We start from the raw sequence: 26,591 nt of genomic DNA, 5'->3' as shown, positions 1-26,591 counted from the left end.
CGGCGTTCAGCGGCCGCGCTTGAGGTAGCGGCCCACCGGGTCGCCGGTGATCTTGCCGTCGGCGAACACGTGGTTCCCGCGCACGAACGTGTCGGTCACCTTCGCGGTCATGTCGAAGCCCTCGAACGGCGTGTACTCCTGAGTGGACTCCGACTCGGCCGCGCGCACGGTCCACCGGACGTCCGGGTCGACCAGCGCGAAGTCGGCGTCGAAGCCCTCGGCGATCGTGCCCTTCTTCAGCAGGCCGTAACGGCGAGCCGGGTTCTGCGACGTCAGCTGCGCGATCCGCTGCAGCGACAGACCGCGCTTCGTGCCTTCACCGACCAACCCCGGCAGCAGGTACTCGGCACCGCCGAAGCCGGACTTCGCCAGGAAGACGTCGTCGCGGTCCGAGCCGAACTTCAGCTCGTCTCGGCAGCACGCGTGGTCGCTGACCACCCAGTCGACGTCGCCGGCGAGCACGTGCCGCCACAGCGCCTCGACGTCCTCGCGCTCGCGCAGCGGCGGGTTGACCTTGCCGCCGATGCCCGACGCGGTGTCGACGTCGGCCAGCAGGTGCCCGATCGTCACCTCGCGCCGGAAGTCGATGTGCGGGAACGCCTTCCCCATCGTCAGCGCGGCCGAGAGCGCCTTCTCCGACGACAGGTGCAGCAGGTTAATGTTCGGCAGCCCGGTCTCGTGCGCCAGGTAGGACGCGATGGTGACGGCGAGGCCTTCGGAGTGCGGCGGCCGCGACGCGCTGTAGGCCCGCAGGCCCGACAGCGAGCCGTCCTGCTCGACCAGCTTCGTGTACGCCGTCATGATTTCCGCCGTCTCGCAGTGCAGCGAGAGCGACAGGTGCGGCGCGTACTCGGTCAGCACCTCGCGCGCGTGCTGGACCCCGCGCATGACGAACTCGAAGTGCGCGATGTCGTAGCGCTCGTCCGGCGGGATCATCAGGAAGTCGCTCTGGCTGGTCGAGCGCCCGTGCAGGCCGTGGCTGCCGTAGAACATGAAGATCTTGAACGACGTGACGCCGAATTCCTCGACCAGGTAAGGGATTTCGGAGATGTGCTCCGAGCTCATCGGCGCGAGGTGGAAGGCGTAGTCGACGTAGGCGTTGCCCTCGGACGCGCTCAGCACCTCGGGGAAGAAGTCGCGGTAGCTGCCGCCCTTGTTCAGGTAGTACTGGCCGGTCCGCATGTACGTCAGCGACGTCGTGACACCGCCCTGTGCGCTCGCGCGGCTCTCGGTGCGGGTGTCGGTGGCCAGTTCGTTGTAGATGCCCCAGTGCTGGTGCGCGTCGACGACACCGGGGAACGCCAGCAGCCCGCGGCCGTCGACGACCTGCGCGACGTCGTCAGTCGGCAGGTCCTTCGCGACGCGGGTGATGGTGCCGTCGTTCACGGCGATGTCCAGTAGCTCGGGCTCGGATCCGTCGGCGTCGTCGGGGCGGACGACCCGGACGTTCTTCACGAGCAGTTCCGTCGTTGCCATTTCTCTCCTCAGCTTGCGGGGTCGGGGGTGCGGCGCCGGGCGACGTCGCCGGCGGCCAGGTAGGCCAGCCCGAAGGCGGGCAGGAGTCCGTTGCCGGGCAGGTAGCCGGCGGCGCCGTGCCCGGAGATGCTCGCCGCGGCGCCACCCGCGGCGTAGAGCCCGGGGATCGGGCGGTCCTGGGTGTCGACGACGTTGGCGTGCTCGTCGACCAGCAACCCGCCCTGGGTGTGGAACAGCGCGGGCACCACGCGGACCGCGGCGAGCCGGCCGGTCAGCGGACGCTCCCAGTGGGTGCGGCCGTGTACATCGGCCTGTGAGCCGCGCGCGATGGCGGCCGCGGTGGCGAGTTCGGCTTCCAGGGCGTCCGGCGGCAGGCCGGTCGCCTTCGCGAGCGCGGCGGCGTCGTCGGCCCAGACCAGCGCGCCGGCCGACACGACGTCCCGGAAGTCCTGGAACGGCTGGCACTGCTCGAAGATCGTCTCGTCGAGCACGATCCAGCCGGTCGACCCGGGCCGCGCGGCCAGCTCGGCGGCGTACTCGGAGTAGCCGCGGGTCTCGTTGCCGAAGCGGCGGCCTTCGAGGTCGACGAGGATCGCGCCGTGGATGATCGTCGCCCAGCCGACGAGCGTGCCCGCGCTCGCGGACACCGCGCCGTGGCCCTGGTAGGCGTCGAGGAATCCGGTGGCGGCCCCGAGCTTCTCACCGATGCGCAGCGCGTCGCCGAGCGACTGGTCGCTGCCCTGGTAGAGCGAGCCCGAGATCTCCGGCAGGTGCTTCGCGACGAGGTCGGCGTCGGCGCCGAAGCCGTTAGTGGCCAGCAGGACCGCCCGGGTCGGGATCTCTTCTTCGGTCCCGTCGGGGTACCGGACGACGGCCGCCCGGACACCGTCCACATCGGACCGCACGTCGACCAGCCGGGCTGGTGCGAGCAGCTCGATGTTCTCGTGTTCGGTCACGCGCCGGGCGAGGTGGTCGATGACGCCGGAGCCGTGCCGGCCGGGGATCGTGTGGCACCGGGGCACGGCGTGACCCGGGTAGTTGAAGTCGGTGACCAGCGACAACGGCAGCCCGGCGGAGTCGGCGAGCCACTCGACCAGCGGCGCGCTGACCTCGGCGACGGTCCGGGCCAGACGCGGATCGGCCTGGCCGTGCGTCTTGGCCATGATGTCGGCGACGAACTTCTCGGGCGAGTCGTCGACGCCCTGCTCGGCCTGCCAGCGGGAGCCGGCGCCGGGGAACATGGCGGTGGACATCGAGGTGTTGTTGCCCCGCCGGAAGTGCTCGCTCGCCTCGACGACCAGAACGCTGAGGCCCAGCTCGGCCGCGCGCAAGGCCCCGGCGAGCCCGCCGCCCGCGCCGGCGACGACGAGGTCCGGTCCGTCGGTCACCGCTCCTCCACAGCCAGCAGCCGCATCGCGAGCTCCGTCGGGTCGACGATGCGCGCGGGCAGGTCGGCGGGTTCGACGTCGACGGCCGAACAGCCGTTGATCACCGCGGTGGCACCGGCTCCGGCGAGTTCGCCGACGGCCGTGCCGAGGGCGGCGTTCCACGTCTCGGTCTCGGCGATGGCGGAGAACGGCAGGTCCAGCACGCGAACGCCGACGAAGTACTCGGTGAGCCGGTAGGCGGCGATGCGCTTCGCGAACTCCTCGGCGATGGCGTCGTTGCGCACGACCGCGCCGAACCGGACGCCCTTCGCGGCGAGGTGGCTCGCGGACAGCTTGAGCAGGCCGTGCACCGGCAACGGCGGTTCGGCGACGGCGTCGGGAACGGCCGGGTCCAGCACGCAGTCCGGGAAGGCCAGGTCCCAGCCCTCACCGGCGCCCGCGATGGCCGCGGCGACTTCACGCTCGGAGGCGCGCACGGACTCGCCGGTGTCGAGGGTCTCCGGCGCGGTCGGGCCGACGTCGCGTAGCTCGATGGTCAAGCCGGGCGGGGCGAGCCGGTCGTAGCGCTCCTGCCGCCGCCGGATCTCCTCGGGCGGCAGGTGGATGGGCGTCACCGCGAGGGCACGCATCAGTTCGGCTCCTTCTCTTCGGTTCCGGCCAGCCCGCGCAGCGCCGCGCCGACGCGGGGCAGGCCGGGCAGGTCGCGGCCCAGCGCCGCCGCGCGAGCGACGACGTCCGCGGGCAGCCAGTTCGCGAGCATGCCGACCAGGTCGGGCTCGGTCAGCGGGTGGTGGTCGGCGTCCCCGACCGGGTTGGGCACCTCGCAGGTCAGCGACGTTCCGTCGTCGAACGCGACGGTCACTCGCGCCGCGCGCTCGTCCGGGAGACGGGCCGTGAGGTCCGCGGCCTCGACCACGCGCACGCGGCTCGCCAGAGAACGCACGTCCGCGTCGCAGAGCGGGCTCTCCGGCCCGACCTCGCCGCTCAACGCCGCGGTCGCCACCACGAACGGCGTCGAGAACATCGCCGAAAGCCGGTTCGACCAGTCCACCGAGGACAGTCCGGCCCCCAGGACGTGGCTCTCCACCAGGACGTGCGTGATCCCGGCAGCGCGGAACTCCGGACGGGACCGCAGTTCGAGCACCGCGTCCGCCGCCGGGTGGGTGAACGAGCACGACGCGTGCCGCTTGAAGTAGCCGCGGGTGATGTCCCAGCGGGTGCCCAGCTCCGCGGCCAGCTCCGCCGCGTCCAACGAGCCGAGCAGCGTGCCGAGGGAGAGCGCGGCGGTTCCGGTCGTGCGGGCCATCCCGGCCGCCGCCATCCGGGCCGCGGCCAGTCCCGACGTCGCCGAGGCGCCCAGCCATGCGTTGCGCACCGGGTTGCCCTGGGTCGCCGAGTCGAAGTGCCCGGCGATCACCAGGCCGGCCGCGGTGTCGATGGCCGCCGCGGCCGCGCCCGGTGGGAGGCCGAGCAGCCGCGCGCAACCCGCCGCCGCGCCGGGGACGCCCCAGCTGCCGTGCGGGTGCGCGCCCGCGCGCAAGGTGGTCGCGCGGCCGAACCGCGCCGCGACCTCGTACGCGGCCAGCAGCGCCGCCGCCGTGTCCGCGCCCGTGCTGTCCAGCTCGGCCGCCAGCGCCAGCACCGCGGGGAACCCGTGCGCCGCGGGGTGGCCCTTGGCGTACTTGTGGCCCTCGTCCAGCTCCAGCGACACCAAAGCGACCCCGTTGAGCCACGCCGCCGCGTCGGTCGTCACCAGCCGCCCGCCGCCGATCAGCGGCGCCGGGCCCGCCGGCGCGCGCCACGCGTCGGCCAAGGACCGCTGCTCCGGCAGCGAAGCACCCAAAGCGGTGACGCCGACGACGTCGAGCAGGACGAGGGAAAGCCGGTCCAGCACCGCACCCGGGACGGCCGCGATGTCCAGTTCGGACACCCAGGCTCCGAGCGAGGCTGTCGCCGCCGCCGCTTGTTCGCGTTTCACAGTCCCAAGTACGCCTTCCTGACGCGCTGATCGCCGGCCAGCTCGGCGCCGGTGCCCTGCAGCACCGTCGACCCGCTTTCCAGCACGTACGCCCGGTCGGCGATGGCCAGCGCCTGCTTCGCGTTCTGCTCGACCAGCAGCACCGCCACCCCGTTGTCCCGGATGCGCTGGACCGCTTCCAGCACCGTCCAGGTCAGTTTCGGGGACAAGCCGGTCGACGGCTCGTCGAGCATCAGCAGCCGCGGCCCGGCCATCAGCGCGCGACCGATCGCGAGCATCTGCTGCTGGCCGCCGCTGAACGTCTGGGCGAGCTGCGTCCGGCGCTCGGCGAGCACCGGGAACAGCTCGTACACCTCGTCCAGCGACGAAGCGGCCTGCTCGGACGTGCGGGTCCACGCGCCCATCCGCAGGTTCTCCTCGACGGTGAGCGTGCCGAACAGCGCCCGGTCCTCGGGCACGTGCACCAGGCCGTCGCGCACCAGCTGGTCCGGACGGCGCCCGGCGGTGGGCGCGCCGTCGAGCGTGATCGTGCCCGACAGCGGCTTCAGCTGCCCGCAGATGCTGCGCAACGTCGTGGTCTTGCCGGCGCCGTTCGCGCCGACCAGCGCGACGATCTCCCCGGCGTCGAGGTGCAGGTCGACGTCGTGCAGGATCCGCATCCGCCCGTACCCGGCGCACACCTTCTCAAGCGTCAGCATGGGTCGGCTCCTCACCGAGGTAGGCGTCGATGACGCGCGGATCGCTGGTGACCTCGGCGGGCGACCCGACGGCCAGGACGCGGCCCTGGTCGAGCACGAGGACGCGGTCGGCCAGCCGCATCACCGCGGCCATGATGTGCTCGATGAACACCAGCGTGACGCCCTCCTGCTCGCGCAGCGTGGCGAGCAGGTCGAGCACCGGTTCGCGCTCGGCCGGCACCAGCCCGGCCAGCACCTCGTCGAGCAGCAGCACCTTCGGCCGCGTCGCCAGCGCCCGCGCCAGCTCGAGGCGCTTGAGCCCGGCGGTCGGCAGGTCGGTCGCGTTGCGGTGCGCCCACGGTCCGAGCCCGACGCGGTCGACGACGTCGAGTGCGTGCTCCCGCAGGGCTTTCGCGCTCAGCCGGTGGTGCTGCGCGGCGAGGCCGACGTTCTGCGCCACCGTCATGCTCGCGAACGGCCGCATCAGCTGGAACGTGCGGACCATCCCGGCCCGCGCGATCCGGTCGGGCGCGCGCCCGGTGACGTCGTCGCCCGCCAGCCGCACCCGGCCGGTGTCCGGGGACAGCGCTCCGGAGATCACGTTGAACAGCGTGGTCTTGCCCGCGCCGTTGGGCCCGATGACGCCGAGGATCTCTCCTTCGGCGACCGCCAGGTCCACATCGGACAGTGCGTGCACGCCGCGGAACGCCTTGCCGACGCCGGTGACTTCCACGATGCTCATCGACGCCACCTCGCAGCGAGAGTTCCGACGATCCCCTTGGGCAACAGCCGCACGATCAGGATGACCAGCACCGCGTACAGCACGACGTCGAGTCCGCTGCGGCCCTGCAGGAAGCCCAGGAACTCCGGTGGCGTGCGCAGCAGCGTGGCGGTGACGTCGGTGAGCGAGCCGATGATGATCGCGCCGACCACCGGGCCCCACACCGTGCCGATGCCGCCGATCACGACGGGCACGATCGCCTGGATCGAGATGGCCGAGCCGAACCCGAGATCGGGGTTCACGAACAGGTAGTACTGCGTGTAGAAAGCGCCCGCCACGGCGGTGATCGCCGCCGACAGCGCGACCGTCAGCAGCTTGTGCCGCAACACCGGGGCGCCGAGTGACGCCGCCGCCAGCTCGTCGTCACGGATCGCCGTGACGTACCGGCCGGCGCGCGAGTGCAGGAAGACGATGCTGATCGCGACCGCCGCCCCGGCCAGGACCAGCGCCACCCAGAAGTACGCGGGCGAGTCGGCCGGGAACTGGATCAGCCACAGCGACGAGTCCTGGATCAGCGGGACGCTGAACCCGACGGACTTGTTGGCGAACGCGCTGCTCGTGACGATCAGCCGCAGCATCTCCGCGAACGCGAAGGTCGCCAGCGCGAAGTACGCGCCTTGGAGCTTGTAGCGGAAGGAGAAGTAGCCGATGACGACGGCGACCGCGGCGGCCACCGCCATCCCGGCCAGCATCCCGATCCACGGTGACACGTTGTGCTTCACCAGCAGGTACGCGCTGGTGTAGGCGCCGAGGCCGAAGTAGGCGGCGTGCCCGAAGCTGAACATCCCGCCGAAGCCGCTCATGATGTTCCAGCCGACGGCCATCAGCAGGAAGATCAGGATCCGGACGGCGACCGCGCCCTGGGCCGCCGGGAGGATCAGCGGCAGCGGGATGGCGACCAGCACGAGGATCGCGAGGATGGCCAGCTGCTTGTTCTGCGGCCGCAGCGGCGGTGCCTTGACGGCTTCCGAAAACCCCGCCGGTGCCTCGATCGTGATGCTCATGCGCGCCTCCCGAACAGGCCCTGCGGACGCAGGAACAGCACCAGCACGAACACCACGAACACGCCGAGCAGGGAGCTCTGACCGCCGAGGTAGATGGTCGTGAGCTGCTCGACCAGGCCGATCAGCAGGCCGCCGACGAGCGCGCCCACGACGTTGCCCATCCCGCCGAGCACCACGACCACGAACGCCGTGATGTTGAACTGCTCCCCCAGCGTCGGGGTCACGGTGACGAGCGGGCCGGCGAGCACCGCCGCCGCACCCGCGCACGCCGTGCCGATGGCGAAGGTCAGCGTGTGCATCCGGCGGACGTTGATGCCGACCAGCGACGCGCCGGACGCGTTCGCGGCGACCGCGCGGATCGCCGTGCCCAGCCGGGTCCGCCGCAGCAGCCAGTACAGCAGCCCGCCGAGCACGATCGCACCGAGGAACGCGTAGAGCCGAGAACCCGCGACGACCGCGCCCAGCAGCGGGAACTGGAAGTCGCCGGGCAGCGCGATCGTCTTCGGCTCGGCGCCGAAGAACATCAGCAGCCCGTTCTCCAGCAGGAGGGACAGGCCGAGCGTGATCAGCAGCTGGTTCTCCAGCGACCGGCCGCCGGCCCCGGACAGCAGCCCGCGGTGCACGGCCGCGCCCAGCAGGAACAGCGCCGGGACGGCCACGACGAGCGTCAGGTACGGGTGGAGCCCGGTCGCCTGGACCATGCCGAACGACAGGAACATGGCCACCGCGAGGAACGCGCCGTGGGCGAAGTTGACGATGTCGAGCACGCCGAAGATCAGCGTCAGGCCCATCGCGATGAGGCCGTAGAGCCCGCCGGTCAGGAGGCCGGTGACCACCGACTGCCAGACCACCAGGCCGCTGCCGGACTGCACCAGCGCGAGCACGATCGCGACGACGAGGACGGCGGCCACGATGCCGGCGCGGCCGAGGAAACCCTTGTCCGCTCTGGTCTTCCGGTCGGGTGGTGCGGTTTGGGGGACGACGGGCGCCCCGGTGTCGAGTTCGGTCATGGTCGCCACGCCACCCTGTAGTCGGGCCGGGATTCGGCTTTTTCGGGGGGATACACCTGCTGGACCCGCCCGTCCCGGACCTGCATCAGCACCGGGAAGGCGTTGCGGTTGTCGCCGTTCGGGGCGAACTGGATCTGCCCGCGCCCGACGGTCAACGGCGAAACCTGCGCGCCGGCGATCGCGTCCCGGACCTTCTCCGGGTCGGTGCTCGCGGCCTTCTCGACGCCGTGCGCGATCACCTGGACCGCGTCGTAGGACAGGACCGCGCCGGTGCGCATCGGGTCGCCGTAGCGCTTCTGGTACTTCTCGCGCAGCGCGACGGTCTCGGGGTTGGTCGCGTCGTAGTGGTAGTTGGTGCTGAAGTACAGGTTGCCGACGGCGGCGGCGTCGGTGACGAACTTCGGCTGGTCGTACGCGCCGTTCGAGACGCCCCAGACCGCGTTGAGGTCCGGCTTCACCGAGGCGATCGCCTTGGCCGCCAGCAGGCTGTCGCGGTAGTAGCCGGCGACCGCCAGCACGTCCGCGCCCGCCGCCTTGACCTGGGTGATCTGGGCGGTCAGGTCGCTGACGGTGGTGGCGTCGTAGCTGATGTTCGGGCCGACCTCGATGCCGAGCTGCTTGGCCGCCGCGGTGAAGGCGTCGGCCGCGCCGCTGCCGAAGTCGCTCTGCTCGTGCAGGAACGCGACCTTGCGGACGGGCTTGCCGGCCTGTTCGGACACCGCCTTGAGGTACTGGGCGGCGGCCGTCGCGATCGCCTTGCTGCCGGGCTGCACGCGGAAGGAGTACTTGTAGCCGTGGGAGAAGATCGCGTCGGAGGCGGTCACGTCCATGACGAACGGGACCCGGTTACGTTCGGCCACGACGGCGACGTTGGTGCTCACCGCGCTCTGGTAGGTGCCGACCAGGCTGACCGCGCCGGCCGAGATCAGCCGCTGGGCCTCGCTCTGCCCGATGTCGGCCTTGCCCTGCGTGTCCCCCGTGACCAGCTCGACCTTGCGGCCGCCGAGCGACTTGATGCCGCCGGCCGCGTTGATCGCGTCGACCGCCAGCTGCGCACCGCGGCGCATCTGCAGGCCGTCGACCGCGTTCGAGCCGCTGACCGGGTGCAGTGCCCCGATCTTGACCGGGCCCTCGTCCCGCCCCGCGGCGGCGCCCCCGGCCCCCATCGGAGCCGATCCCCCGCACCCGGTCGCGAGCAGGGCCAGCGCCCCGAGTCCCGCGACGAGCATTCGTGCGGACATGTCACCTCTTCCCACTGGAAGGCTGTGCACCCTAGAAGGACTGGCGTTCCGCTTAGCGAAACGCCAGGTTTGTTGCCGGTCATCGTGACACCCGCCCCGACTTCAGGTCAACATCTGCGCATAACTTGACGGACACGTGCGATCAGTGCGAACTTGGAAAACACCGAGAGACGCCACTACGAAACTCGGCGTTCACAAGTGTTCCCCCCGGCGAAACGGTGCTCGAACCCCGCTCGCCGGACGAGAAAGGCAGGTAAGCCCCATGACGGGCGCTTTGTCCGGGATCCGGGTGCTCGACACGGCCACCCTGTTCGCCGGCCCGCTGGCCGCGACGCTGCTGGGCGACTTCGGCGCCGAGGTGATCAAGATCGAGCACCCGAACGGCGACCCCGTCCGCAGCCACGGCGCGCAGCGCGACGGCGTCGGCCTCTGGTGGAAGATGCTCGGCCGCGGCAAGAAGGCGATCACCCTCTACCTCGGCTCCCCCGAGGGCCAGGAGATCTTCAAGAACCTCGTGGCCGACGCGGACGTCGTCGTCGAGAACTTCCGCCCCGGCACGCTGGAGCGCTGGGGTCTCGGCTACGACGTTCTGAGCGAGATCAACCCCGGCTTGGTGCTCACGCGCGTCACCGGGTTCGGGCAGATCGGCCCGTACGCCAAGCGGCCCGGCTTCGGCACGCTCGCCGAGGCGATGAGCGGGTTCGCCGCGATCACCGGCGAACCGGACGGCCCGCCGACGCTGCCGCCGTTCGGGCTCGCCGACGGGATCGCCGCGCTGACCACCGCGTACGCCGTGATGACCGCGCTGCGGGCACGCGAGCAGACCGGCCGCGGGCAGGTCGTCGACCTCGCCATCATCGAGCCGATCCTGACGCTGCTCGGGCCGCAGATCATCGCCTACGACCAGCTCGGCACGCTGCAGCCGCGCACCGGCAACCGCTCCACGAACAACGCGCCGCGCAACACCTACCGCACCCGCGACGGCAGCTGGGTCGCCATCTCCACCAGCGCCCAGTCCATCGCCGAGCGCGTGATGCGGCTGGTCGGACGCCCCGAGCTGATCGACGAGCCGTGGTTCGCCAGCGGCGCCGAACGCGCGCAGCACGCCGACCTGCTCGACGACGCCGTCGGGTCGTGGATCGCCGACCGCGACCGCGACGACGTCGTCAAGGCGTTCGAGGAGGCCCAGGCCGCGGTCGCGCCGATCTACACCGCCGCCGACGTCATGACCGACCCGCAGTTCGCGGCGCTGGGCACCATCGCCACGCTCGACGACGAGGAACTGGGCCCGGTGAAGATGCAGAACGTGCTGTTCCGGCTGTCCGAAACCCCCGGGCAGCTCACGTCGGCCGGCGCACCGCTCGGCGCGCACACCGCCGAGGTGCTCGGCCGCCTCGGCCTCGGCGAGCCGGAACTGGCTTCGCTGCGCGAAAAAGGCGTGATCAAGTGAGCGAGGTCCTGCGCAGCTGGCTCTACGTGCCCGGCGACCGGCCGGACCGGATCAAGAAGGCGCTCGACGGCGAAGCGGACGCCGTGATCATCGACCTCGAGGACGCCGTCGCCGCGGCGGCCAAGGACGAGGCACGGCGGAACGCGCAGTCCGCTTTGGACGATGGCGCGCAGGCCTTCGTCCGGATCAACGCGCCGGGCACCGACGCCGGCGAGGCCGACATCACGGCCTTGCGTGGGGCCGCGGGCGTCCGCGTACCGAAGTGCGAGGACCCGGGCGAGCTGCGCCGGGTCGCCGACGCACTCGGCGTGCCGGTGTACCCGGTGCTGGAATCCGCGCTGGGCGTGGAAAACGCCCTCGCGATCGCCACCGCGCACCCGCTCGTCGCCGGGATCTCCCTCGGCGAGGCCGACCTCGCCGCGGACCTGCGCGTCGCCGGTGGGGACGCGCTGACGTGGCCGCGGTCCCGGGTTGTCGTGGCCGCACGGGCGGCCAGGCTGCCGAGCCCGGTACAGAGCGTCTGGACCGCCGTGCGCGACCTCGACGGCTTGCGCACGAGCACCGAAGCCGGGCGGGCGGCCGGGTTCTTCGGCCGGTCGGTGATCCACCCCGCCCAGATTCCCGTGGTGCACGAGGTCTGCGCCCCCGATCCGGCCGAAACGGCCTGGGCGAGCGACCTGCTCGGCCACCTGGAAACGACCGGGTCGGCGGCCTGGATCGACCACCACGGACAGTTCGTCGACGCCGCGATCGTGGCGCGCGCCCGGTGGGTGCTCGCGCTCGCGGCGCCGGCAGAAAAGGAAGGCCAGCACTCATGACACGTCCCCAGGATCCGCTGCTGTCGGCGATCGCCGGCGGGGTCCGGCTGATCGAGCTCGGGCAGCCGTTCTTCACCGGCATGCCCTGCTCGCCGAACCACCCCGGGTTCCGGATGACCCTGATCCGCCGCCACGGCGACATGCGCCGCCCGGACGGCGGGTCGGCCGCCAACGAGATCATCGTGACCGGCGGGCACGTCGGCACCCACATCGACGCGCTCTCGCACGTCAGCCACGACGGCAAGCTGCACGGCGACGTCGATGCCGCCGAGGCCCAGCAGGGCGGCGTGTTCCGCACGCACGGCGCGGAGAACCTGCCCGGCCTGCTGCGGCGCGCGGTCCTGCTGGACGTGGCGGCCGTGCACGGCGTCCCGACGCTGGAGCCGGGGTACGGCGTCACGGCCGACGACCTCGACGCGGCCGCGAAGCGGGCCGGTACCGAGCCCGGCGACGGCGACGTCGCGCTGATCCGCACCGGCTGGGCGCGCAACTTCGACGACGCCACGACGTACATGGGCAAGGAAACCGGCGTCCCCGGCGCCACGACGTCGGCCGCGGAGTGGCTGGCGGAGCGTCGTGTCGTCGCGACCGGCGCGGACACCACCGCCTACGAGCAGATCCCGGCCGGGGCCGGGCACGCCGTGCTGCCGGTGCACCGGATCCTGCTGGTGGAGTCGGGCATCTTCATCATGGAACACCTGAACCTCGAGGCGGTGGCGGCCGAAGGCATCCACGAGTTCGTGTTCGTGCTGGCGCCGCTGCGGATCGTCGGCGGCACCGGCTCCCCCGTGCGGCCCCTCGCGGCGGTGAGCGCATGACCGCGACGATCGTCCAGCAGCTGGCCGCGTTCGCGACGTCGGTGCGGGCCAAGGGTCTGCCGCCGGAGCTGCGCGACGACGCCGCGCGGCGGGTGCTCGACGTGCTGGGCAACAGCCTGGCCGCGACCGCCGAACGACCCGCCGCGGCCGTCGGCGCGCTGGTCCAGGAGTGGGGCGGCACCGGCCGGGCGACGGCGATCGGGACCGGCGACCGCCTGCCCGAGCCGAGCGCGGCCCTGCTGAACGGGACCCTCGCGCACTCGCTCGACTTCGACGACACGCACCTGCCGTCGGTGCTGCACCCGTCGGCGTCGGTGGTGCCGGCCGCGCTGGCCGTCGCGGAGTCCCGGGGCGCGACCGGGGCCCAGCTGCTCGACGCGATCGGGGTCGGCGTCGAGATCACCGTGCGGCTCGGCATGGCCGGGTACGACGAGGAACTGGGCAACTCGGTGTTCTTCGAACGCGGTCTGCACGCGACGGCGATCTGCGGTGCCCTGGGTGCCGCGGCGGCCGCGGCGATGCTGTCCGATGTGGACGCCGAGGGGATCGCCGACGCGATCGGCATCGCGGCCAGCATGGGTTCGGGGCTCTTGGAGGCCAACCGCACCGGCGGCACGGTGAAGCGCATCCACTGCGGCTGGGCCGCTCACGCCGCGGTGACGGCGGCGGGCATGGCGCGTCACGGCATCACCGGCCCGCCGACAGTCCTGGAGGGCCGGTTCGGGCTGCTGCAGGCGTTCTGCGGCGACCAGTCCGATGTGGACGCGATCGTCGACGGCCTCGGCGAGCGCTGGGAGCTGCCGGGGATCTTCTTCAAGCCCTATCCCTGCAACCACTTCACCCACGCGGGCATCGACGCGGCCCGGCGGCTGCGGTCCCGCGGGGTCGATCCGGCGGAGATCGCCGAGATCGAGCTGGGCGCGCCGACGGCGGTCTTGCGCACGATCGGCGAGCCGCGCGAGGACAAGATCCACCCGAAGTCGGGCTATCACGCGGCGTTCTCCGGCCCCTACACGGTGGCGGCCGGGCTGCTGGGCGGCGGCGGGCTCGGCGTCTTCCACGACGACTTCACCGACGAAGCCGCCGCGGACCCCGCGCGCCTGGCGCTGGCGGCGAAGGTGCACTGCGTGCCGGACGCCCGGTGCGACGAGATCTTCCCCCACCAGTTCCCGGCGGTCCTGCGCGTGCGGCTGACCGACGGCACCGAACTGGCGGAACGCGTCGACGTGAACCGGGGCGGACCGGACAACCCGCTCTCGGCGGACGAGCTGGCGACGAAGTTCCGCCTGAACGCCGCCCGGGTCCTCCCGGCCGAGGTCAGCGCCCGGATCACGGAGCTGACGTACGGCCTCGCCGAGCTGGGCGACCTGTCGGAGCTGACCCGCTTGCTGCGCGTCTGACCGCCGGTGGTGCCGGCCGGAATTTCGTGACCGGCACCACCACGGGAACCTCTGGGGGCCACTGTCCGTTTACCCTTACCTACGGCACCGTAAGTTACGGTCGCGTAGGTACGGAAGGACGTCCCCATGCCGGTTCCGGAAAGCACGCGCCTGTTGTACGAGCTGGAAGGGACGGTCGAAGAGAACCTCAACCGGCACCTCGCCGCCGCCCAAGAGTGGATGCCGCACGAGTACGTCCCGTGGAGCCAGGGGCGCGACTTCGCCGAGCTCGGCGGGGAGGCCTGGGACCCCGAGCAGTCCCGGGTCAGCCCGATCGCGCGGACGGCACTGGAGGTCAACCTCCTCACCGAGGACAACCTGCCCAGCTACCACCGCGAGATCGAGCGCGCGTTCGGCCGCGACGGCGCGTGGGGCACCTGGGTGCACCGCTGGACGGCCGAAGAGGGCCGCCACGGCATCTGCATCCGCGACTACCTGCTGGTCACCCGCGCCGTCGACCCGGTCGAGCTGGAGCGCATGCGGATGGAGACGATGCAGGCCGGCTACGAGACCGGTGACAAGCCGCTGCTGCACGTCTGCGCGTACGTCTCGTTCCAGGAGCTGGCCACCCGGATCTCGCACCGCAACACCGGCCGCTACACCCAGGACCCGCTGGCCGAACGGCTGCTGGCCCGGGTGTCCACGGACGAGAACCTGCACATGGTGTTCTACCGGAACCTGGTCAAGGCCTCGCTGGAGATCTCCCCCGACGCCATGATGCGCGCGATCACCGACGAGGTCGTGTCGTTCGCGATGCCCGGCGCGGTGATCCCGAGCTTCGCCCGGAAGGCGGCGCTGATCGCCAAGGCGGGCATCTACGACCTGCGCATCCACCACGACGACGTCGTCCTGCCGCTGCTGCGCTACTGGAAGGTGTTCGACCTGGCCAACCTCGGCCCGGAGGGCGAACGCGCCCGCGACGAGCTGGCGACCTTCCTCAAGACGCTCGACGCCCAGGCGGCCCGCTTCGAAGAACGCCGTGACGCCGCCGAGGCCCGCCGCGCCAAGCTCAAGAACGGCTGACGGTCTTCAGGCGGGCGGCTCTCCGAAGGCCTTGAGCAGCAGGCGGTGCAGGGTTTCCCGCTCCCCCGGGCTCAGCGCGGAGAGCAGCTCGCCGGTGACGGCGGCCGAGACGTCCTCGACCTTCGCGACCGCGGCCCGGCCGGCGTCGGTCAGGGTGAGGAGGTGCCGCCGCCGGTCCTCGGTGTCGCGTTCCCGCAGCACCCAGCCCGCGGCCTCGAGCCGGTCGAGGACCTTCACCAGGTCACTGCGGTCCAGGCCCAGCCGGTCGGCGACGCGCTGCTGGGCCAGCGGCCCGAACTCGCCGACGCAGACCAGGACGTAGTAGTCGCGCAGGGCCACCCCGAAGCCGGCCAGCGCCTCGTCGATCCGGGCGACGCCGCTGCGGTGCAGGTTGCCCATCACGTACGTGGGCCAGCGCAGCAGCGCTCGGGGACGGTCCGTCATGGTCACGATCCTACGTGGAAAAAGCGGGTTGGCACAATTGTAGGAAGTCCCTACAGTAGGTCTCATGAACGAAAGCAAGGTCGCCCTCGTCACCGGCGCGAGCCGTCCGCAGGGCCTCGGTTTTGCCGTCGCCCGTGAGCTCGCCACCCGCGGCTACCACGCCGTCCTCGCCGGCCGTGACCTCGACCGGACGCGCGCGCTGGCCGGGAAGCTCGTCGCCGAAGGGCTCTCCGCGGACGCGGTGCGCCTCGACGTCACGGACCCGGCGGACGCCGCGGCCTGCGCCGAGTTCGTCCGCTCGGCCACCGGCCGGCTCGACGTGCTGGTCAACAACGCCGCCGCGATGCCCGACTTCACGACGCTGTCCGTGCTCGACGTGGACCTGAGCGAGGCCCGCACCGCCTACACCGTCGACGTCCTCGGTGCCTGGGGCCTGGTCCAGGCCTGCCTGCCGCTGCTCCGGGCCGCTCCGGCGGCGCGGATCGTCAACATCTCCAGCGCCGCCGTCACGCAGTTCACCGGGACCGCGGGGGTCCGGTCGCCCGGCTATTCCCTCGCCAAGTACGCGCTCAACGCGCTGACCTCGTCGCTGGCCGCGGAGCTGCGCGATACGGGGATCCTGGTCAACGCCGTCGACCCCGGCTCGGTGGCCACGCACCCCGAGCGCGGCGACGACGCCGACGACCGCTCGCCCGCCGAGGCCGCACTCGGCGTCGTCTGGGCGGCGACCCTGCCCGCGGACGGCCCCACCGGCGGTTTCTTCCTCGACGGCGAGCCTGTTCAGGGCTGAGTTGCCCGCCCGGCACAGTGATCGCCGGATTTTCGGGCATCTCCGGTTCACCTCCGCGACACCCGGCGTTCTCGCGCTGCTACTTTCGCGCGGGTGAGCAATCCGTTGGTCGCGGAAACCAAGGACTCCACCAAGGCGTACTCGGGGATTTCGCTGCTGGAGTCGGCGAACGACCTGAAGTCCGCGATCGAAAGCGGCGACTGGGCGTCGGTGGCGATGGGTGCCGTCGGCACCGCCCTCGACGCGCTCTCGATGGCCATGGACCCGTTCGGCGCGATCCTCGCCGCCGGCGTCGGCTGGCTCATCGAGCACGTCGGGCCGCTCAAAGAAGCTCTCAACGGACTCACCGGCAACGCCGATGAGATCGCGGCGCAGTCCGAGACCTGGAAGAACGTCGCGAACGAGCTCGGCAGCATCGGCCAGGACCTCACCGGGATGGTCAAAACCGACATCTCCTCCTGGACCGGCACCGCCGGCGACACCTACCGACAGCGCGCCCAAGACACCGTCGTGCTGCTGGAAACCGCCCAAAAGGGCTGCGAAGGCGCTTCCAGCGGCGTCAAAACCGCCGGTGAGGTCGTCGCGGCGGTGCGGGCGCTGGTCCGCGACATCATCGCCGAACTCGTCGGGCACCTGATCAGCTGGGCACTCCAGGTGATCTTCACCCTCGGCATCGGTATGACCTGGGTGGTGCCGCAGGTCATCGGTGCGGTGGCGAAGACGGCGTCGAAGATCGCGGACCTGGTCAAGCGACTCGTCACGGCGCTCAAGGCGCTGGTGCCGCTGCTCAAGCGGGCCGGTGATCTGTTCGGTGACGCGGCCAAGGCGCTCAAGAACATCAAGCCGGGCAAGGCCGCGCCGCCACCGAAGCACGCCGACATCAAGGGCAACCCCAAGGGACTCGACGGCCCCAAGGGCAAGGGCGACCCCGACGCCCCGCCACCCAAGACCGACCCGCCGCCCAAAGACGGCGACAGCACCACCGCGTCGGGCGCGAAGGGCGACCCGCCGCCGAAGAACGACCCACCGCCCAAGACCGATCCGCCACCGAAGAACGACCCGCCGGCCGACGGCCCGCCGCCTGGAGGCACCCCGAAGGGCGGGCCCGACGGCGGCGGAGGAAAGCCGATGGGCGACCCCAAGGGCGACGGCCCGCGCGACCGCGCGATGCCGGACGACAAGAAGGTCTGCGTCTCCGACCCGGTGGACGTCGCGACCGGCGAGGTCGTGCTGACCCAGGTCGACCTGACCCTGCCGGGCGACGCAGGCGAGCTGATGCTGTCCCGCACGCACCTGTCGTCCTACCGCGCCGGCCGGTGGTTCGGCCGGTCGTGGGCGTCCACTTTGGACCAGCGGCTGGAGGTCGGCCGCGACGGCGTCCGGTTCTTCGCCGAGGACGGCACGGTGCTCGTGTACCCGCTGCCCGGCGGCGACCGGCCCGTGCTGCCGATCGACGGACCGCGCCACCCGCTGCGCCGGACCGCCGGGGGCTACCGGCTGTCGACGGGCGTCCGCGACCTCGTGTTCGCCGACGGGCGCGGCGGGGTGCTGCCGCTGACGCAGATCGAGCAGGGCGGCTCCCGCACCACGATCGACCACGACGGAACCGGCATCCCGCGGCTGCTGCGCCGCGACGACGGCACCGAGATCACCATCGACTCGACGTCCGGCCGGATCGCCGCGCTCGCCGTGCCCGGCGGCGCGCCGGTCGTGCGGTACGGCTACAACCGCCTCGGCCAGCTCACCCAGATCGCCGGCTTCACCGGGCGCCCGGTGAACCTCGACTACGACGTCGACGACCGGATCGTCGGCTGGCAGGACCGGGCGGGCACCTGGTACCGGTACGTCTACGACGCCCAGGGCCGCTGCGTCCGCAGTGTCGGCGCCGAGCGCTACCTCAACGGCGCGTTCGCCTACGACACCGGCACCCGGACCACCCGGCACACCGACGCGCTGGGCCACACCTGGACCTACCGGATGAACGAGGCGGGCCAGCTCGTCGAGCGCACCGACCCGCTCGGGCACACGCGCCGGTACTCGTGGACCCGCTACGACGACCTGCTGTCGCAGTCCGACGAACTGGGCCGGATCACGTTCTACGGCTACGAGAACGACGTGCTGGCGACGGTGACGCGGCCCGACGGTTCGGTGGTGCGGCTGACGCCGACCCCGACGGGCGAGGTGGAGCTGCGGGCGGGCGACGCGCGGACCGTGACCGCGGCCGCCGACCCCTACACCGCCCTCCCGGGTGTCTCCACGCGGTTGCGCGTCGACCGCGCGGCGGACGCACTCGGCGACGAACCGGAGATCACCGCGGCGGCGCGGCCGGGCGACCGCGACCCGTTCGGCCGGCCCCGGCTGGTGCACACCGCGTCCGGCGGCCCGGCCCGGCTGGGCTGGACGGCCGAAGGGCAGCGCTCCTGGCGGATCGGCCCGCACGGCGAGCGGGAGAGCTGGCGCCACGACGCCGAAGGACGCGTCGTCGAACACCGGGACGCCGGCGGGCGGACGATCCGGCGCACGTACGGCCCGTTCGGGCTGCCGATCGAGGAGTCCGACGCCACCGGCGCGCGCACGGTGTACGGCTACGACGCCGAGCTGCGCCTGGTCGCGGTGACGAACCCGCGCGGACTGACCTGGCGCTACACCTACGACCCGGCCGGCAGGCTGGTGGAGGAAACCGACTTCGACGGGCGCCGGCTGACCTACGCCTACGACGAGGCCGGGCAGCTGCGCCGGATGACCAACGGACTCGGCGAAGTCACCGAGTACGCCTACGACGCGCTCGGCAACGTCGTCGAGCGCCGCACGGCCACCGGGGTCACCGGGTACGCCTACGACGCGCTGGGACAGCTCGAGTACGCGGTCGACAACGACTCGGTCCTGCAGATCGTGCGCGACGAGCGGGGACGCGTGCGCGAGGAGACGCTCAACGGGGTCGGCGTCCGGTGGACCTACGACGCCGCGGGCGTCCACCGCACCACCGTGTCCGGTGTGGACAGTGAGTGGCGGTACGACGGCGAGCTCGGGACGTCGCTTCGCATCGCGGGTCACGAAATCGCGTTCGAGTACGACGAAGCCGGCCGCGAGGTCCGCCGGACGGTCGACGGCGCGGAGGTCCTGCGCCAAGCCTTCGACGCCGCCGATCGGCTCGCCGAGCAGGTGATCACCGGCCTCGGCCGGCGCGCCTACACGTACACGCCGGACGGCAGGCTCGCCGCGCTCGACGACGCGCGGCCGGTCCGGTTCGGGTTCGACCCGGCCGGGCGGGTCACCGAGGCGCACGCACCCGAAGGCGTCGAACGCTTCACCTACGACGCGGCCGGCAGGCTCCTGCCGCCGGCCGGGACGCGGTACGGCCACGACCCGCAGGGCCGGGTGACCGGCCGGGTGCGCGCGACTCCCACCGGGCCGGAGGAATGGCGGTTCGTCTGGGACGAGCTGGACCGGCTGATCGCCGTCATCGCCCCGGACGAGTCGTTCTGGACCTACCTCTACGACCCGCTCGGGCGGCGGTTCGCCAAGCGGCGCTGGGTGCTCGGCGACGACGGCTCACCGCGGCAGACCGCCGAGACGTGGTTCGTCTGGAGCGGCGCCGAGCTCGTCGAGGAGATCGAGCTGACCGACGACGGCAAGTCGCGCGTGCTCACGTGGGAACGCCGTCCCGATGACGGCCGGCCCGTGGTCCAGGTCGAGCAGCGGGGCCCGGAGGTGCGGTTCCACACGGTGGTCACGTCGCCCGCCGGCACCCCGACCGAGCTGATCGGCGCGGACGGGACCCTCGGCTGGCAGGCGCGCACGAGCTTCTGGGGCGAGCTGCTGCCGTCGACGACGGGCACCGCGCCGATGCCGCTGGCCTTCCCCGGCCAGTACCGCGACGCCGAGACCGGGCTGCATTACAACGTCTACCGCTACTACGACCCGCGGACGGGGCGGTACCTGAGCCAGGACCCGCTCGGCCTGGCCGCGGCGCCCGACCCGGTGGGGTACGTGGCGCAGCCGCACCTGCAGAGCGACCTGCTCGGCCTGGTCGGCAGCCCGTGCGGCAAGACGGGCGGGTCGAAGGCCCCGGACAACCCGGCGGGCGGCGGCGACGCGGCGAAACTGCCGCCGGGCGCCAAGAAGCCGGACGGGCTGGGCGAGTTCCGCGACCCCGACGGCAAGATCCGCCCCCACAACATGACCGACGAGCAGTACGCCAAGTTCTCGAAGAAGTGGGACGAGATGATGGCGCCGGGCAAGGACAAGTCGTGGTTCTGGTCGGGCGGCCACATCAAGGACTCGGAGTTCTCCAGCGTCCCCCACTGGGGCAAGGACGTGGACTCGTCGAAGCCGAACTCGCACCTCTACGACCCCGTCACCGGCAAGAACATCACTGAGCAGAAGTACCACGGCTCGCTCGAGGACCCGGCGATCGACATGGCGAAGAAGAAGGGTGGCAACACCCTCGAAGGCATCTTGAAGGACAACGGTGTCGAGATGCCCAAGTTCGCCGACAAGCACCCGAACGGCGAGAAGGTCTGGAAGGACGCGTCGAAGGCACTGGCGCACAACGCGGAAGGCGACGTCCACATCGCCCTGCCGAACACACCGGGCAAGTCGAGCGGCTGGCCGAACATGGGTGACGAGCTGGGGTCGCGGCGGCCCAACAACGTGTTCGACATGGACGAGTTCCCGATCCTGCGCCACAACCCGAAGGTCGACAAGGTCTGGGCCCACGACGCCGACTACCCGGACGCGCCCCCGGTGCTGCTCTGGGACAAGACCAAGCGCTGACCTCAACCGGCCGGAGGTCTTCACCACGATCCTGCTCTCCGAAGACAGCTGACCACCTCCGCCCGGGTCAGGCCGCCCACCGCTCACGGCGCGAACGGCCGGTGCGCCACGATCGGATGACGGCCCAGCCGAGCACGCACGCGGGTGGCGGGCCTACCGGATCCGGCGCCTTCGTCCTAGCGTGGACCGTGCCGCATGGCACCGCGGATCGCCTGAGGAGAGACGATGCTGGGCACGCTCGACCTCGAGGTGGCGTCACAGCCGCTGTACACGCTGGTCACCGTGACCGGCGGCCTGCACCTCGGCAGCTACCGGCGCCTGCGCGACGGCCTCCTGGAGGTCGCGGCGGACGAGCCGGAAGCCGTGATCGCCGGCATCGACGGTCTCGACGTCGGCGCCGTCGCGCCGGTCGGGGTGTTCGGGGTGGTCGCGCGGCGGCTCGGGACCTGGCCCGGGATCCCGTTCGCGCTGGCCGGTGCCGCGAGCCGGACCCGGGCGCTGCGGGAGCACGGCATCCACCGTCAGGTCGCCATCGGCGAGGACGTCGGCAGTGCCGAACGCGCGTTGTGCAAACCTTCGCGCCAGCAGACCGAACTGGTCCTCCCCCGCGGCCTCGAAGCGTCGGCGATGGCGCGGGCCGCCGTGCGCGAGGCCTGCGCGCAGTGGGAAGCCCCGCAGTTCGTCTACGACGGCATCCTCGTCGCCGGCGAGCTCGCGGCCAACGCCGCCCAGCACACCAGCTCCCCGGCCACCCTGCGGCTGGACCTGCGGCGCGGGCGGCTGACCATCGCCGTGCTCGACGACGATCCCCACCCGGCCGTCCTTCTTCCCCGGCCGCGGCCGGGCGCCGCCGGGCTGGGACTGCACATCGTGGCGCGGTCGGCGGAGGCGTGGGGCTGCAGTTCGCGGTGGTCCGGCGGCAAGGTCGTCTGGGCCGTCCTCACCAGCGAGCGGCACAGCGGCGACCCGGGCTGAGCCGGTTCAGCACGGTTCCGGGTCCATCGCGATCGGCTCGGCGCGCACCGCGCACGCGGCGAGCGTCCCGGTAGCGCAGTCGATGCGCGCCCACACCGTCTTCCCGGGCTCCTCGGACCGCACGCCCCACTCCCGGGAGAGGTCCCCGACCAGCACCAGCCCGCGGCCGCGGCCGCGGCCGGCCGCCGGACCCGGGGCGACGACCTCCGGACGGCCTTCGCCGTCGTCGTGGACCTCCAGCAGCACCGAGCACGGCACGAGCGTGGCCGACGCCGTGACCGTCACCGGGCCGGCGCCGTGTTCGCAGGCGTTCGTGGCCAGTTCGGTGACGACCAGCTGCACCGCCCACAGGTGATCGGCGTCGAGCCGCGGCAGCGCGCCGGCGATCCACCGCCGAAGTGCGCTGAGCGGCGGGAGCGGGCCCCGCTCGATCGTGAACACGAGCCGCTCGCCCGTTTCCGGGGACTTCATGGGACCAGTGTGCTCCGGCGGCGCCGGGTCCGTTCACCCCGGCTCGGCCGGGTTCGCCCGCAGCGCCTCGGCCAGCGTCGGGTACAGGAACACGCGGTCGTCGTTCCAGAACGTCAGCAGCACGATCGACACGGGGTGGGCCGGCGTGACGAGGCACAACCGCCGCCCGGCGTGGCCGCGCCGCGCCGCCTGGCCCAGCGCCCGCAGGCCGGCCGCGCCGAGGAAGGTCACCCGGGACAGGTCCACCACCGTGACCGCGGCCAGGTCCTGCCACAGCGCCCGCCGCAGCAGCCCGACGGAAAGAGCGTCGATCTCCCCGGCCGCGCTGATGACCAGCAGGCCGGGACGCACGTCGTGCCGGGCGACCGAAAGGATCTTCGCCGCCGTCTGGCGCGGGCCCGGATTCGAGGACACGACCGTCCTCCTCTCGCCCGGGCCGGGCTGCGACGCGAGTACCCGGCGGAGTCCGCCCGGCCCGGTTCCAGGGTATCCACCCGAAGCCTTCCGCGTCCGGACGATTGGCCGCGCCCGGTACCGGGTAGCCGACTTCGGAACGGCTCCACGCCGGAGCCGTCCGAAGGCTGAGCGGAGCGTGGTGGCCGTGGCCGATTCCTTCCAGCCGGAACGTCTCCAGGTGGTCCGGACGCTCGGTGCCCCCGGCGTCGTCGTCCTCGCGCTTTCCGGTGAGCTCGACGCCGGCACGACCCCCAAGCTCGCGCAGGCGACGGCCCTGGTCCTGGCCGGCGAACCGCGGCCGGAGGTGCTGGTCCTGGACCTGTCCGAGCTGGCGTTCCTCTCCGTCGCCGGGATCCGGGAGGTCCGCGCCGCCCACGACCGCAGCGGCGCCGACCGCCTGCGCGTGGTGACCGGCGAACGCCCCCTCGTGCGCGACTTCCTGCACGCGACCGGTTTCGAAGCGGTCCTCGACTGCTACCGCACCCGGTTCGGGGCGATCGCCGCGGGCAGCCGCGCCGACTTCGTGAACCGCGCGGAAGCCGTCTGGAACGCCGGCTGACGGGGATCATCCGGTCGTGACGTCCGAAGCGCTCCGGTGGCGGAACAACGCCCGGTAGTCCCGCGGTGAGGTGCCGAGGTGCCGGTGGAACGCCGCCCGCACGGTGGCCGTGCCGCCCAGTCCCGTGTGCCGGCCGAGGTGTTCCACCGGGATGTCGGACGTCTCCAGCAGCTCCCGGGCCCGGTCCAGGCGCGCACTCGTGAGCCAGGCCATCGGGGACGTCCCCGTCTCCTCCCGGAACCGCCGCAGGAACGTGCGGCGCGACAGGTGGACGCGGGCGGCGAGCGTGTCGACGTCGAGCTGCCGCGTGAGGTCGCCGAGCATCCATTCGCGCAGCGGGCCGAGCTCGTCGCCCGTCGCGTCCGGGCGAAGCCGCTCGATGTACTGCGCCTGGCCGCCCGCGCGCCGCGGCGGGGCGACGAGGTCCCGCGCGCGGGAGTTGGCCGCGGCGGCTCCTTCGTCGGTGCGGATCAGGTGCAGGCAAAGGTCGAGCCCCGCCGTCACACCGGCCGAGGTCAGGATGTCGCCGTCGTCGACGTAGAGCCGGTTGGGCAGCACGCGCACGCGTGGGTAGCGGGCGCGCAGGGCGGCGGTGCGCTGCCAGTGCGTGGTCGCGGGCCGTCCGTCGAGCAGGCCGGCGGCGGCGAGCGCGAACGCGCCCGTGCAGATCGAGACGATCCTCGCGCCGCCGTCGTGGGCGGCCCGCAGCGCCGCCAGGACCTCGGCGGGCGGTGGTGTGTCGACGTCGTCGTAGCCCGGGACGATCACGGTGCCTGCCCCTTCGAGGGCCTCGAGCCCGGCCTCCGCCGTGATGGTCAGGCCGCCGCCCGACACCGGCACCGGGCCCCGCCGCGCGCACACCGTCAGCTCGTAGTGCGGGTCCGAGCCGAAGACCTGCACCGGGATCCCGACGTCCAGGGCGAGCACGCCCGGGAGAGCCAGCACCGTGACGCTCTTCATGGCACGATCCTAGCGGTGAACGACCCTCGGGCCACTGTCCCGCGGGTCCGCCGACTCCTAGCGTCGACGTCGTGACCGACTTCCTCGCACTGCCGGCCGGACCGCTCGCCGCCACGATCCTCGCCACCGTGCGGGGTTCGGAGAGCCCTTCGGTGGCCAACCACAGCATCCGCAGCTTCCTGTTCGCCCGGCTGCTCGCCGAGCACGAAGGCTGCCTGGACGACGCGGCCTACGACGACGGGCTGCTCTTCGCCGCGACCGTCCTGCACGACCTCGGCCTGGGCACGCTGGCGCCGGGCCGGACGCGCTTCGAGGTCGAGGGCGCCGACCTCGCCGCCGAACTGCTGACGAGCCACGGCGTCGGCCGTCCCGACGTCGACCGGGTCTGGGAGGCGATCGCCCTGCACACCTCGCCGGGCATCGCCGAACGCCGCGGCCTGCTCGCTTACCTGACCCGCGAAGGCGTGGGCATCGACTTCGGCCGCAACGCCCACGTCGTCGCCGACCGGCACGAGCGGATCCACGAGGAGCACCCCCGCCTGTCCATGGTCGCTTCCCTCGTCGACGCCATCGTCGAGCACGCGGGCCGCGCGGACGGGGCGGCGGCACCGCGCTATTCGATCGCGGGCGAGCTCGTGCGCGAGCGCCGGGAGGCCGGGGTCACCGAGCTGGAACGCGCCACCGCCGGCGCCCCCTGGGCGAGCTGATCCCGGACGTTCGCCCGGGTTTCGTCGTCCATCGGGTGGAAGCACTCGATGCGCAGCTCCTGCAGCGTCACGTCCTGCGGCGTGCCCAGCGTGGTCACCGTCGAGAAGAAGCCGAACCGCAGGCCGTCGCGGGCGTAGCGGATCGGGACGATCGGCAGCAGCGGGCCGGTCGCGTCGAGGGTCCGCAGCGAGGCCGGCACCCCGGGGTAGTGCAGCACCTCGTCGAGGATCCGCTGGGCGCGTTCGTCGGTCACGCCGCCGAGCGCTTCCCGGCGCACGCGGCCGACGAGGGCGCCGGCCACCTCCGGCCAGTTCGTCACGTGCGGCCGCACGCCGTCCGGGTGGAACATCCGCCGGAGCACGTTGGGCGGCCCGGGCGGCTCTCCGTCGTGTCCATTGTGGAGGAAGGCGAAGAACCGCCGCGCGGCGCCGTTGACGTGCCGGATGTCCCAGCTCCGGTCCATCACGAGCGCCGGATACGGCTCCTGCTGCGCGAGAATGGCGTCGAGCGCGTCACGCACCGCGGCCAGGGCCGGAGCGTCCAATGCGGACTCCGCGTACTCGGGCGAGAACCCGGCGCTGAGCAACAGGGCGTTGCGGTCCCGCAGCGGCACGTCGAGCACGCCGGCGAGCTTGAGCACCATGGCCCGGCTGGGTTTCGCCCGCCCGGTCTCGAGAAAGCTCAGGTGGCGCAGGGAGACGGCCGCCTCGGCGGCCAGCGCCACCTGGCTCAGCCGCCGGGCGGCGCGCCAGTGCTTCAGCAGCGGCCCGACGTCAGCCACCCGCGCTCCACGCGTGCGGTTCGACGACGGGTTCGAGCGGCGGCCGGGCGACGTTCGCGGCGTAGTTCGTCATCGCCGAGATGCCCACCCCGGTGATCACCTCGAACAGCTGCGCCTCGGTGAACCCGGCCGCGGTGAAGGCTTTGACGTCCACCTCGCCGAGGTGACCGCGCTTTTCGATGTACGCGGTCGTCAATGCGGACAGCGCCGCCATCCGCGGGTCGGCGGGCAGCTCACCCTTGCGCACGGCGTCGACGGCCTCCGGAGCGACGCCGTCGGCCAGCGCCTCCAGGGTGTGGAACGCGACCGCCCATTCACTGGCGTTCGCGACGGCGTTGGACAGCAGCAGGACCTGCCGCTCCGCCGGGGTGAACGTGCCGCCGCCGCGGAAGTGGCCGAAGGCGGAGAAGAACGAGTTCAGCAGCGGCGGCGAGCCGGCCATGACGGCCGCGGCGCCGGGCACGAACCCGAACGTCTCCCGCAGGACGGTGAGCGGCGTCTTCGCCTCGGTCGGGGCGGTGTCCACGGTGTGCATCGGATAACTGGTCATGCCGGAAGCTTGGCCCAG

25 protein-coding genes are annotated in these 26,591 nt (G+C 72.4%); 10 read left to right on the top strand and 15 right to left on the bottom strand.

Annotated features, from left to right (window positions below; genetic code table 11):
• Nucleotides 1-6: 6 nt before the first annotated feature.
• The 9 genes from ACZ7OU_RS26970 to ACZ7OU_RS26930 are packed head-to-tail and all read right to left on the bottom strand — an operon-like array spanning nt 7 to nt 9,555.
• Nucleotides 7-1,476: a dihydroorotase gene (locus ACZ7OU_RS26970; RefSeq protein ID WP_470257234.1), complete on the bottom strand. Its 1,470-nt coding sequence runs from the start codon at nt 1,474-1,476 to the stop codon at nt 7-9.
• A gap of 8 nt (nt 1,477-1,484) precedes the next feature.
• Nucleotides 1,485-2,864: an FAD-dependent oxidoreductase gene (locus ACZ7OU_RS26965; RefSeq protein WP_470257233.1), complete on the bottom strand. Its 1,380-nt coding sequence runs from the start codon at nt 2,862-2,864 to the stop codon at nt 1,485-1,487.
• Complete coding sequence (locus tag ACZ7OU_RS26960) at nt 2,861-3,493, bottom strand: aspartate/glutamate racemase family protein (protein WP_470257232.1); 633 nt, start codon at nt 3,491-3,493, stop codon at nt 2,861-2,863. The genes ACZ7OU_RS26965 and ACZ7OU_RS26960 overlap by 4 nt, the downstream gene beginning before the upstream one ends.
• Nucleotides 3,493-4,842, bottom strand: coding sequence for an MmgE/PrpD family protein (locus ACZ7OU_RS26955; RefSeq protein ID WP_470257231.1), 1,350 nt, complete (start codon nt 4,840-4,842; stop codon nt 3,493-3,495). Before ACZ7OU_RS26955 ends, ACZ7OU_RS26960 begins: the two co-directional genes overlap by 1 nt.
• The gene (locus tag ACZ7OU_RS26950; RefSeq protein ID WP_470257230.1) at nt 4,839-5,540 is read right to left on the bottom strand and encodes an ABC transporter ATP-binding protein; all 702 of its coding nucleotides are present in this window, start codon (nt 5,538-5,540) and stop codon (nt 4,839-4,841) included. Before ACZ7OU_RS26950 ends, ACZ7OU_RS26955 begins: the two co-directional genes overlap by 4 nt.
• Entirely contained in the window at nt 5,527-6,261 is a 735-nt protein-coding gene (locus tag ACZ7OU_RS26945; protein WP_470257229.1) for an ABC transporter ATP-binding protein, read from the bottom strand. The genes ACZ7OU_RS26950 and ACZ7OU_RS26945 overlap by 14 nt, the downstream gene beginning before the upstream one ends.
• The gene (locus tag ACZ7OU_RS26940; RefSeq protein ID WP_470257228.1) at nt 6,258-7,304 is read right to left on the bottom strand and encodes a branched-chain amino acid ABC transporter permease; all 1,047 of its coding nucleotides are present in this window, start codon (nt 7,302-7,304) and stop codon (nt 6,258-6,260) included. Before ACZ7OU_RS26940 ends, ACZ7OU_RS26945 begins: the two co-directional genes overlap by 4 nt.
• On the bottom strand, nt 7,301-8,314 hold the full coding sequence (locus tag ACZ7OU_RS26935; RefSeq protein ID WP_470257227.1) for a branched-chain amino acid ABC transporter permease: 1,014 nt from the start codon (nt 8,312-8,314) through the stop codon (nt 7,301-7,303). The genes ACZ7OU_RS26940 and ACZ7OU_RS26935 overlap by 4 nt, the downstream gene beginning before the upstream one ends.
• On the bottom strand, nt 8,311-9,555 hold the full coding sequence (locus ACZ7OU_RS26930) for an ABC transporter substrate-binding protein (protein ID WP_470257226.1): 1,245 nt from the start codon (nt 9,553-9,555) through the stop codon (nt 8,311-8,313). The genes ACZ7OU_RS26935 and ACZ7OU_RS26930 overlap by 4 nt, the downstream gene beginning before the upstream one ends.
• A gap of 262 nt (nt 9,556-9,817) precedes the next feature.
• Between ACZ7OU_RS26930 and ACZ7OU_RS26925 the strand changes: the two genes are divergently transcribed.
• From ACZ7OU_RS26925 to ACZ7OU_RS26905, 5 genes are all read left to right on the top strand, one after another.
• Nucleotides 9,818-11,005 (top strand): CaiB/BaiF CoA transferase family protein, encoded by a 1,188-nt coding sequence (locus ACZ7OU_RS26925; protein WP_470257225.1) that lies wholly within the window; start codon nt 9,818-9,820, stop codon nt 11,003-11,005.
• Complete coding sequence (locus ACZ7OU_RS26920) at nt 11,002-11,823, top strand: HpcH/HpaI aldolase/citrate lyase family protein (protein WP_470257224.1); 822 nt, start codon at nt 11,002-11,004, stop codon at nt 11,821-11,823. The genes ACZ7OU_RS26925 and ACZ7OU_RS26920 overlap by 4 nt, the downstream gene beginning before the upstream one ends.
• On the top strand, nt 11,820-12,641 hold the full coding sequence (locus ACZ7OU_RS26915) for a cyclase family protein (protein ID WP_470257223.1): 822 nt from the start codon (nt 11,820-11,822) through the stop codon (nt 12,639-12,641). The genes ACZ7OU_RS26920 and ACZ7OU_RS26915 overlap by 4 nt, the downstream gene beginning before the upstream one ends.
• On the top strand, nt 12,638-14,041 hold the full coding sequence (locus tag ACZ7OU_RS26910; RefSeq protein WP_470257222.1) for an MmgE/PrpD family protein: 1,404 nt from the start codon (nt 12,638-12,640) through the stop codon (nt 14,039-14,041). The genes ACZ7OU_RS26915 and ACZ7OU_RS26910 overlap by 4 nt, the downstream gene beginning before the upstream one ends.
• A 126-nt stretch (nt 14,042-14,167) precedes the next feature.
• Complete coding sequence (locus tag ACZ7OU_RS26905; RefSeq protein ID WP_470237312.1) at nt 14,168-15,103, top strand: acyl-ACP desaturase; 936 nt, start codon at nt 14,168-14,170, stop codon at nt 15,101-15,103.
• Nucleotides 15,104-15,109: 6 nt separating this feature from the next.
• Here the strand turns inward: ACZ7OU_RS26905 and ACZ7OU_RS26900 are convergent, their stop codons facing one another.
• Nucleotides 15,110-15,547, bottom strand: coding sequence for a MarR family winged helix-turn-helix transcriptional regulator (locus ACZ7OU_RS26900; RefSeq protein ID WP_470257221.1), 438 nt, complete (start codon nt 15,545-15,547; stop codon nt 15,110-15,112).
• A 64-nt stretch (nt 15,548-15,611) separates the two neighbouring features.
• Here ACZ7OU_RS26900 and ACZ7OU_RS26895 point away from each other — a divergent pair, with 64 nt between their 5' ends.
• The 3 genes from ACZ7OU_RS26895 (at nt 15,612) to ACZ7OU_RS26885 (ending at nt 22,088) form a co-directional block, all read left to right on the top strand.
• Nucleotides 15,612-16,337, top strand: coding sequence for an SDR family NAD(P)-dependent oxidoreductase (locus ACZ7OU_RS26895; RefSeq protein ID WP_470257220.1), 726 nt, complete (start codon nt 15,612-15,614; stop codon nt 16,335-16,337).
• Between the two features lie 93 nt (nt 16,338-16,430).
• Nucleotides 16,431-21,113 carry a DUF6531 domain-containing protein gene (locus ACZ7OU_RS26890; RefSeq protein ID WP_470257219.1) on the top strand — a complete coding sequence of 1,561 codons (4,683 nt, stop codon included), beginning with the start codon at nt 16,431-16,433 and terminating at the stop codon, nt 21,111-21,113.
• Nucleotides 21,114-21,338: 225 nt separating this feature from the next.
• The gene (locus ACZ7OU_RS26885; protein WP_470237316.1) at nt 21,339-22,088 is read left to right on the top strand and encodes an ATP-binding protein; all 750 of its coding nucleotides are present in this window, start codon (nt 21,339-21,341) and stop codon (nt 22,086-22,088) included.
• A 6-nt stretch (nt 22,089-22,094) separates the two neighbouring features.
• On the opposite strand, the gene ACZ7OU_RS26880 is transcribed toward ACZ7OU_RS26885, so the two are convergent.
• Together ACZ7OU_RS26880 and ACZ7OU_RS26875 are read right to left on the bottom strand one after the other, a co-directional pair.
• Complete coding sequence (locus ACZ7OU_RS26880) at nt 22,095-22,559, bottom strand: ATP-binding protein (RefSeq protein ID WP_470257218.1); 465 nt, start codon at nt 22,557-22,559, stop codon at nt 22,095-22,097.
• Nucleotides 22,560-22,592: 33 nt separating this feature from the next.
• Nucleotides 22,593-22,973: an STAS domain-containing protein gene (locus tag ACZ7OU_RS26875; RefSeq protein ID WP_470237318.1), complete on the bottom strand. Its 381-nt coding sequence runs from the start codon at nt 22,971-22,973 to the stop codon at nt 22,593-22,595.
• Between the two features lie 187 nt (nt 22,974-23,160).
• On the opposite strand from ACZ7OU_RS26875, the gene ACZ7OU_RS26870 reads away from it, so the two are divergent.
• A complete protein-coding gene (locus ACZ7OU_RS26870) occupies nt 23,161-23,574 on the top strand; it encodes an STAS domain-containing protein (RefSeq protein ID WP_470237319.1) in 414 nt (137 codons plus the stop codon).
• 6 nt (nt 23,575-23,580) lie between these two features.
• Here the strand turns inward: ACZ7OU_RS26870 and ACZ7OU_RS26865 are convergent, their stop codons facing one another.
• Entirely contained in the window at nt 23,581-24,534 is a 954-nt protein-coding gene (locus tag ACZ7OU_RS26865) for a GlxA family transcriptional regulator (RefSeq protein ID WP_470237320.1), read from the bottom strand.
• A 71-nt stretch (nt 24,535-24,605) separates the two neighbouring features.
• On the opposite strand from ACZ7OU_RS26865, the gene ACZ7OU_RS26860 reads away from it, so the two are divergent.
• Entirely contained in the window at nt 24,606-25,241 is a 636-nt protein-coding gene (locus ACZ7OU_RS26860) for an HD domain-containing protein (RefSeq protein WP_470237321.1), read from the top strand.
• Here the strand turns inward: ACZ7OU_RS26860 and ACZ7OU_RS26855 are convergent.
• Together ACZ7OU_RS26855 and ACZ7OU_RS26850 are read right to left on the bottom strand one after the other, a co-directional pair.
• Nucleotides 25,148-26,023, bottom strand: coding sequence for a helix-turn-helix domain-containing protein (locus tag ACZ7OU_RS26855; RefSeq protein WP_470257217.1), 876 nt, complete (start codon nt 26,021-26,023; stop codon nt 25,148-25,150). The two genes, ACZ7OU_RS26860 and ACZ7OU_RS26855, sit on opposite strands and share 94 nt — an antisense overlap.
• Complete coding sequence (locus ACZ7OU_RS26850) at nt 26,016-26,573, bottom strand: carboxymuconolactone decarboxylase family protein (protein ID WP_470237323.1); 558 nt, start codon at nt 26,571-26,573, stop codon at nt 26,016-26,018. Before ACZ7OU_RS26850 ends, ACZ7OU_RS26855 begins: the two co-directional genes overlap by 8 nt.
• Nucleotides 26,574-26,591 lie beyond the last annotated feature (18 nt).

It is taken from the genome of Amycolatopsis sp. NPDC114505, assembly GCF_055633615.1.
This window is presented reverse-complemented; position numbering and strand designations above follow the sequence as displayed.

Excerpts from the sequence above, each read along its gene's own strand:
- ACZ7OU_RS26925 (WP_470257225.1), top strand. The coding sequence starts at position 9,818 with ATGACGGGCGCTTTGTCCGGGATCCGGGTGCTCGACACGGCCACCCTG.
- ACZ7OU_RS26885 (WP_470237316.1), top strand. The coding sequence starts at position 21,339 with ATGCTGGGCACGCTCGACCTCGAGGTGGCGTCACAGCCGCTGTACACG.
- ACZ7OU_RS26895 (WP_470257220.1), top strand. The coding sequence starts at position 15,612 with ATGAACGAAAGCAAGGTCGCCCTCGTCACCGGCGCGAGCCGTCCGCAG.
- ACZ7OU_RS26930 (WP_470257226.1), bottom strand. The coding sequence starts at position 9,555 with ATGTCCGCACGAATGCTCGTCGCGGGACTCGGGGCGCTGGCCCTGCTC.
- ACZ7OU_RS26880 (WP_470257218.1), bottom strand. The coding sequence starts at position 22,559 with ATGAAGTCCCCGGAAACGGGCGAGCGGCTCGTGTTCACGATCGAGCGG.
- ACZ7OU_RS26960 (WP_470257232.1), bottom strand. The coding sequence starts at position 3,493 with ATGCGTGCCCTCGCGGTGACGCCCATCCACCTGCCGCCCGAGGAGATC.
- ACZ7OU_RS26970 (WP_470257234.1), bottom strand. The coding sequence starts at position 1,476 with ATGGCAACGACGGAACTGCTCGTGAAGAACGTCCGGGTCGTCCGCCCC.
- ACZ7OU_RS26950 (WP_470257230.1), bottom strand. The coding sequence starts at position 5,540 with ATGCTGACGCTTGAGAAGGTGTGCGCCGGGTACGGGCGGATGCGGATC.
- ACZ7OU_RS26910 (WP_470257222.1), top strand. The coding sequence starts at position 12,638 with ATGACCGCGACGATCGTCCAGCAGCTGGCCGCGTTCGCGACGTCGGTG.
- ACZ7OU_RS26935 (WP_470257227.1), bottom strand. The coding sequence starts at position 8,314 with ATGACCGAACTCGACACCGGGGCGCCCGTCGTCCCCCAAACCGCACCA.
- ACZ7OU_RS26900 (WP_470257221.1), bottom strand. The coding sequence starts at position 15,547 with ATGACGGACCGTCCCCGAGCGCTGCTGCGCTGGCCCACGTACGTGATG.
- ACZ7OU_RS26940 (WP_470257228.1), bottom strand. The coding sequence starts at position 7,304 with ATGAGCATCACGATCGAGGCACCGGCGGGGTTTTCGGAAGCCGTCAAG.
- ACZ7OU_RS26945 (WP_470257229.1), bottom strand. The coding sequence starts at position 6,261 with ATGAGCATCGTGGAAGTCACCGGCGTCGGCAAGGCGTTCCGCGGCGTG.
- ACZ7OU_RS26915 (WP_470257223.1), top strand. The coding sequence starts at position 11,820 with ATGACACGTCCCCAGGATCCGCTGCTGTCGGCGATCGCCGGCGGGGTC.
- ACZ7OU_RS26850 (WP_470237323.1), bottom strand. The coding sequence starts at position 26,573 with ATGACCAGTTATCCGATGCACACCGTGGACACCGCCCCGACCGAGGCG.
- ACZ7OU_RS26865 (WP_470237320.1), bottom strand. The coding sequence starts at position 24,534 with ATGAAGAGCGTCACGGTGCTGGCTCTCCCGGGCGTGCTCGCCCTGGAC.
- ACZ7OU_RS26905 (WP_470237312.1), top strand. The coding sequence starts at position 14,168 with ATGCCGGTTCCGGAAAGCACGCGCCTGTTGTACGAGCTGGAAGGGACG.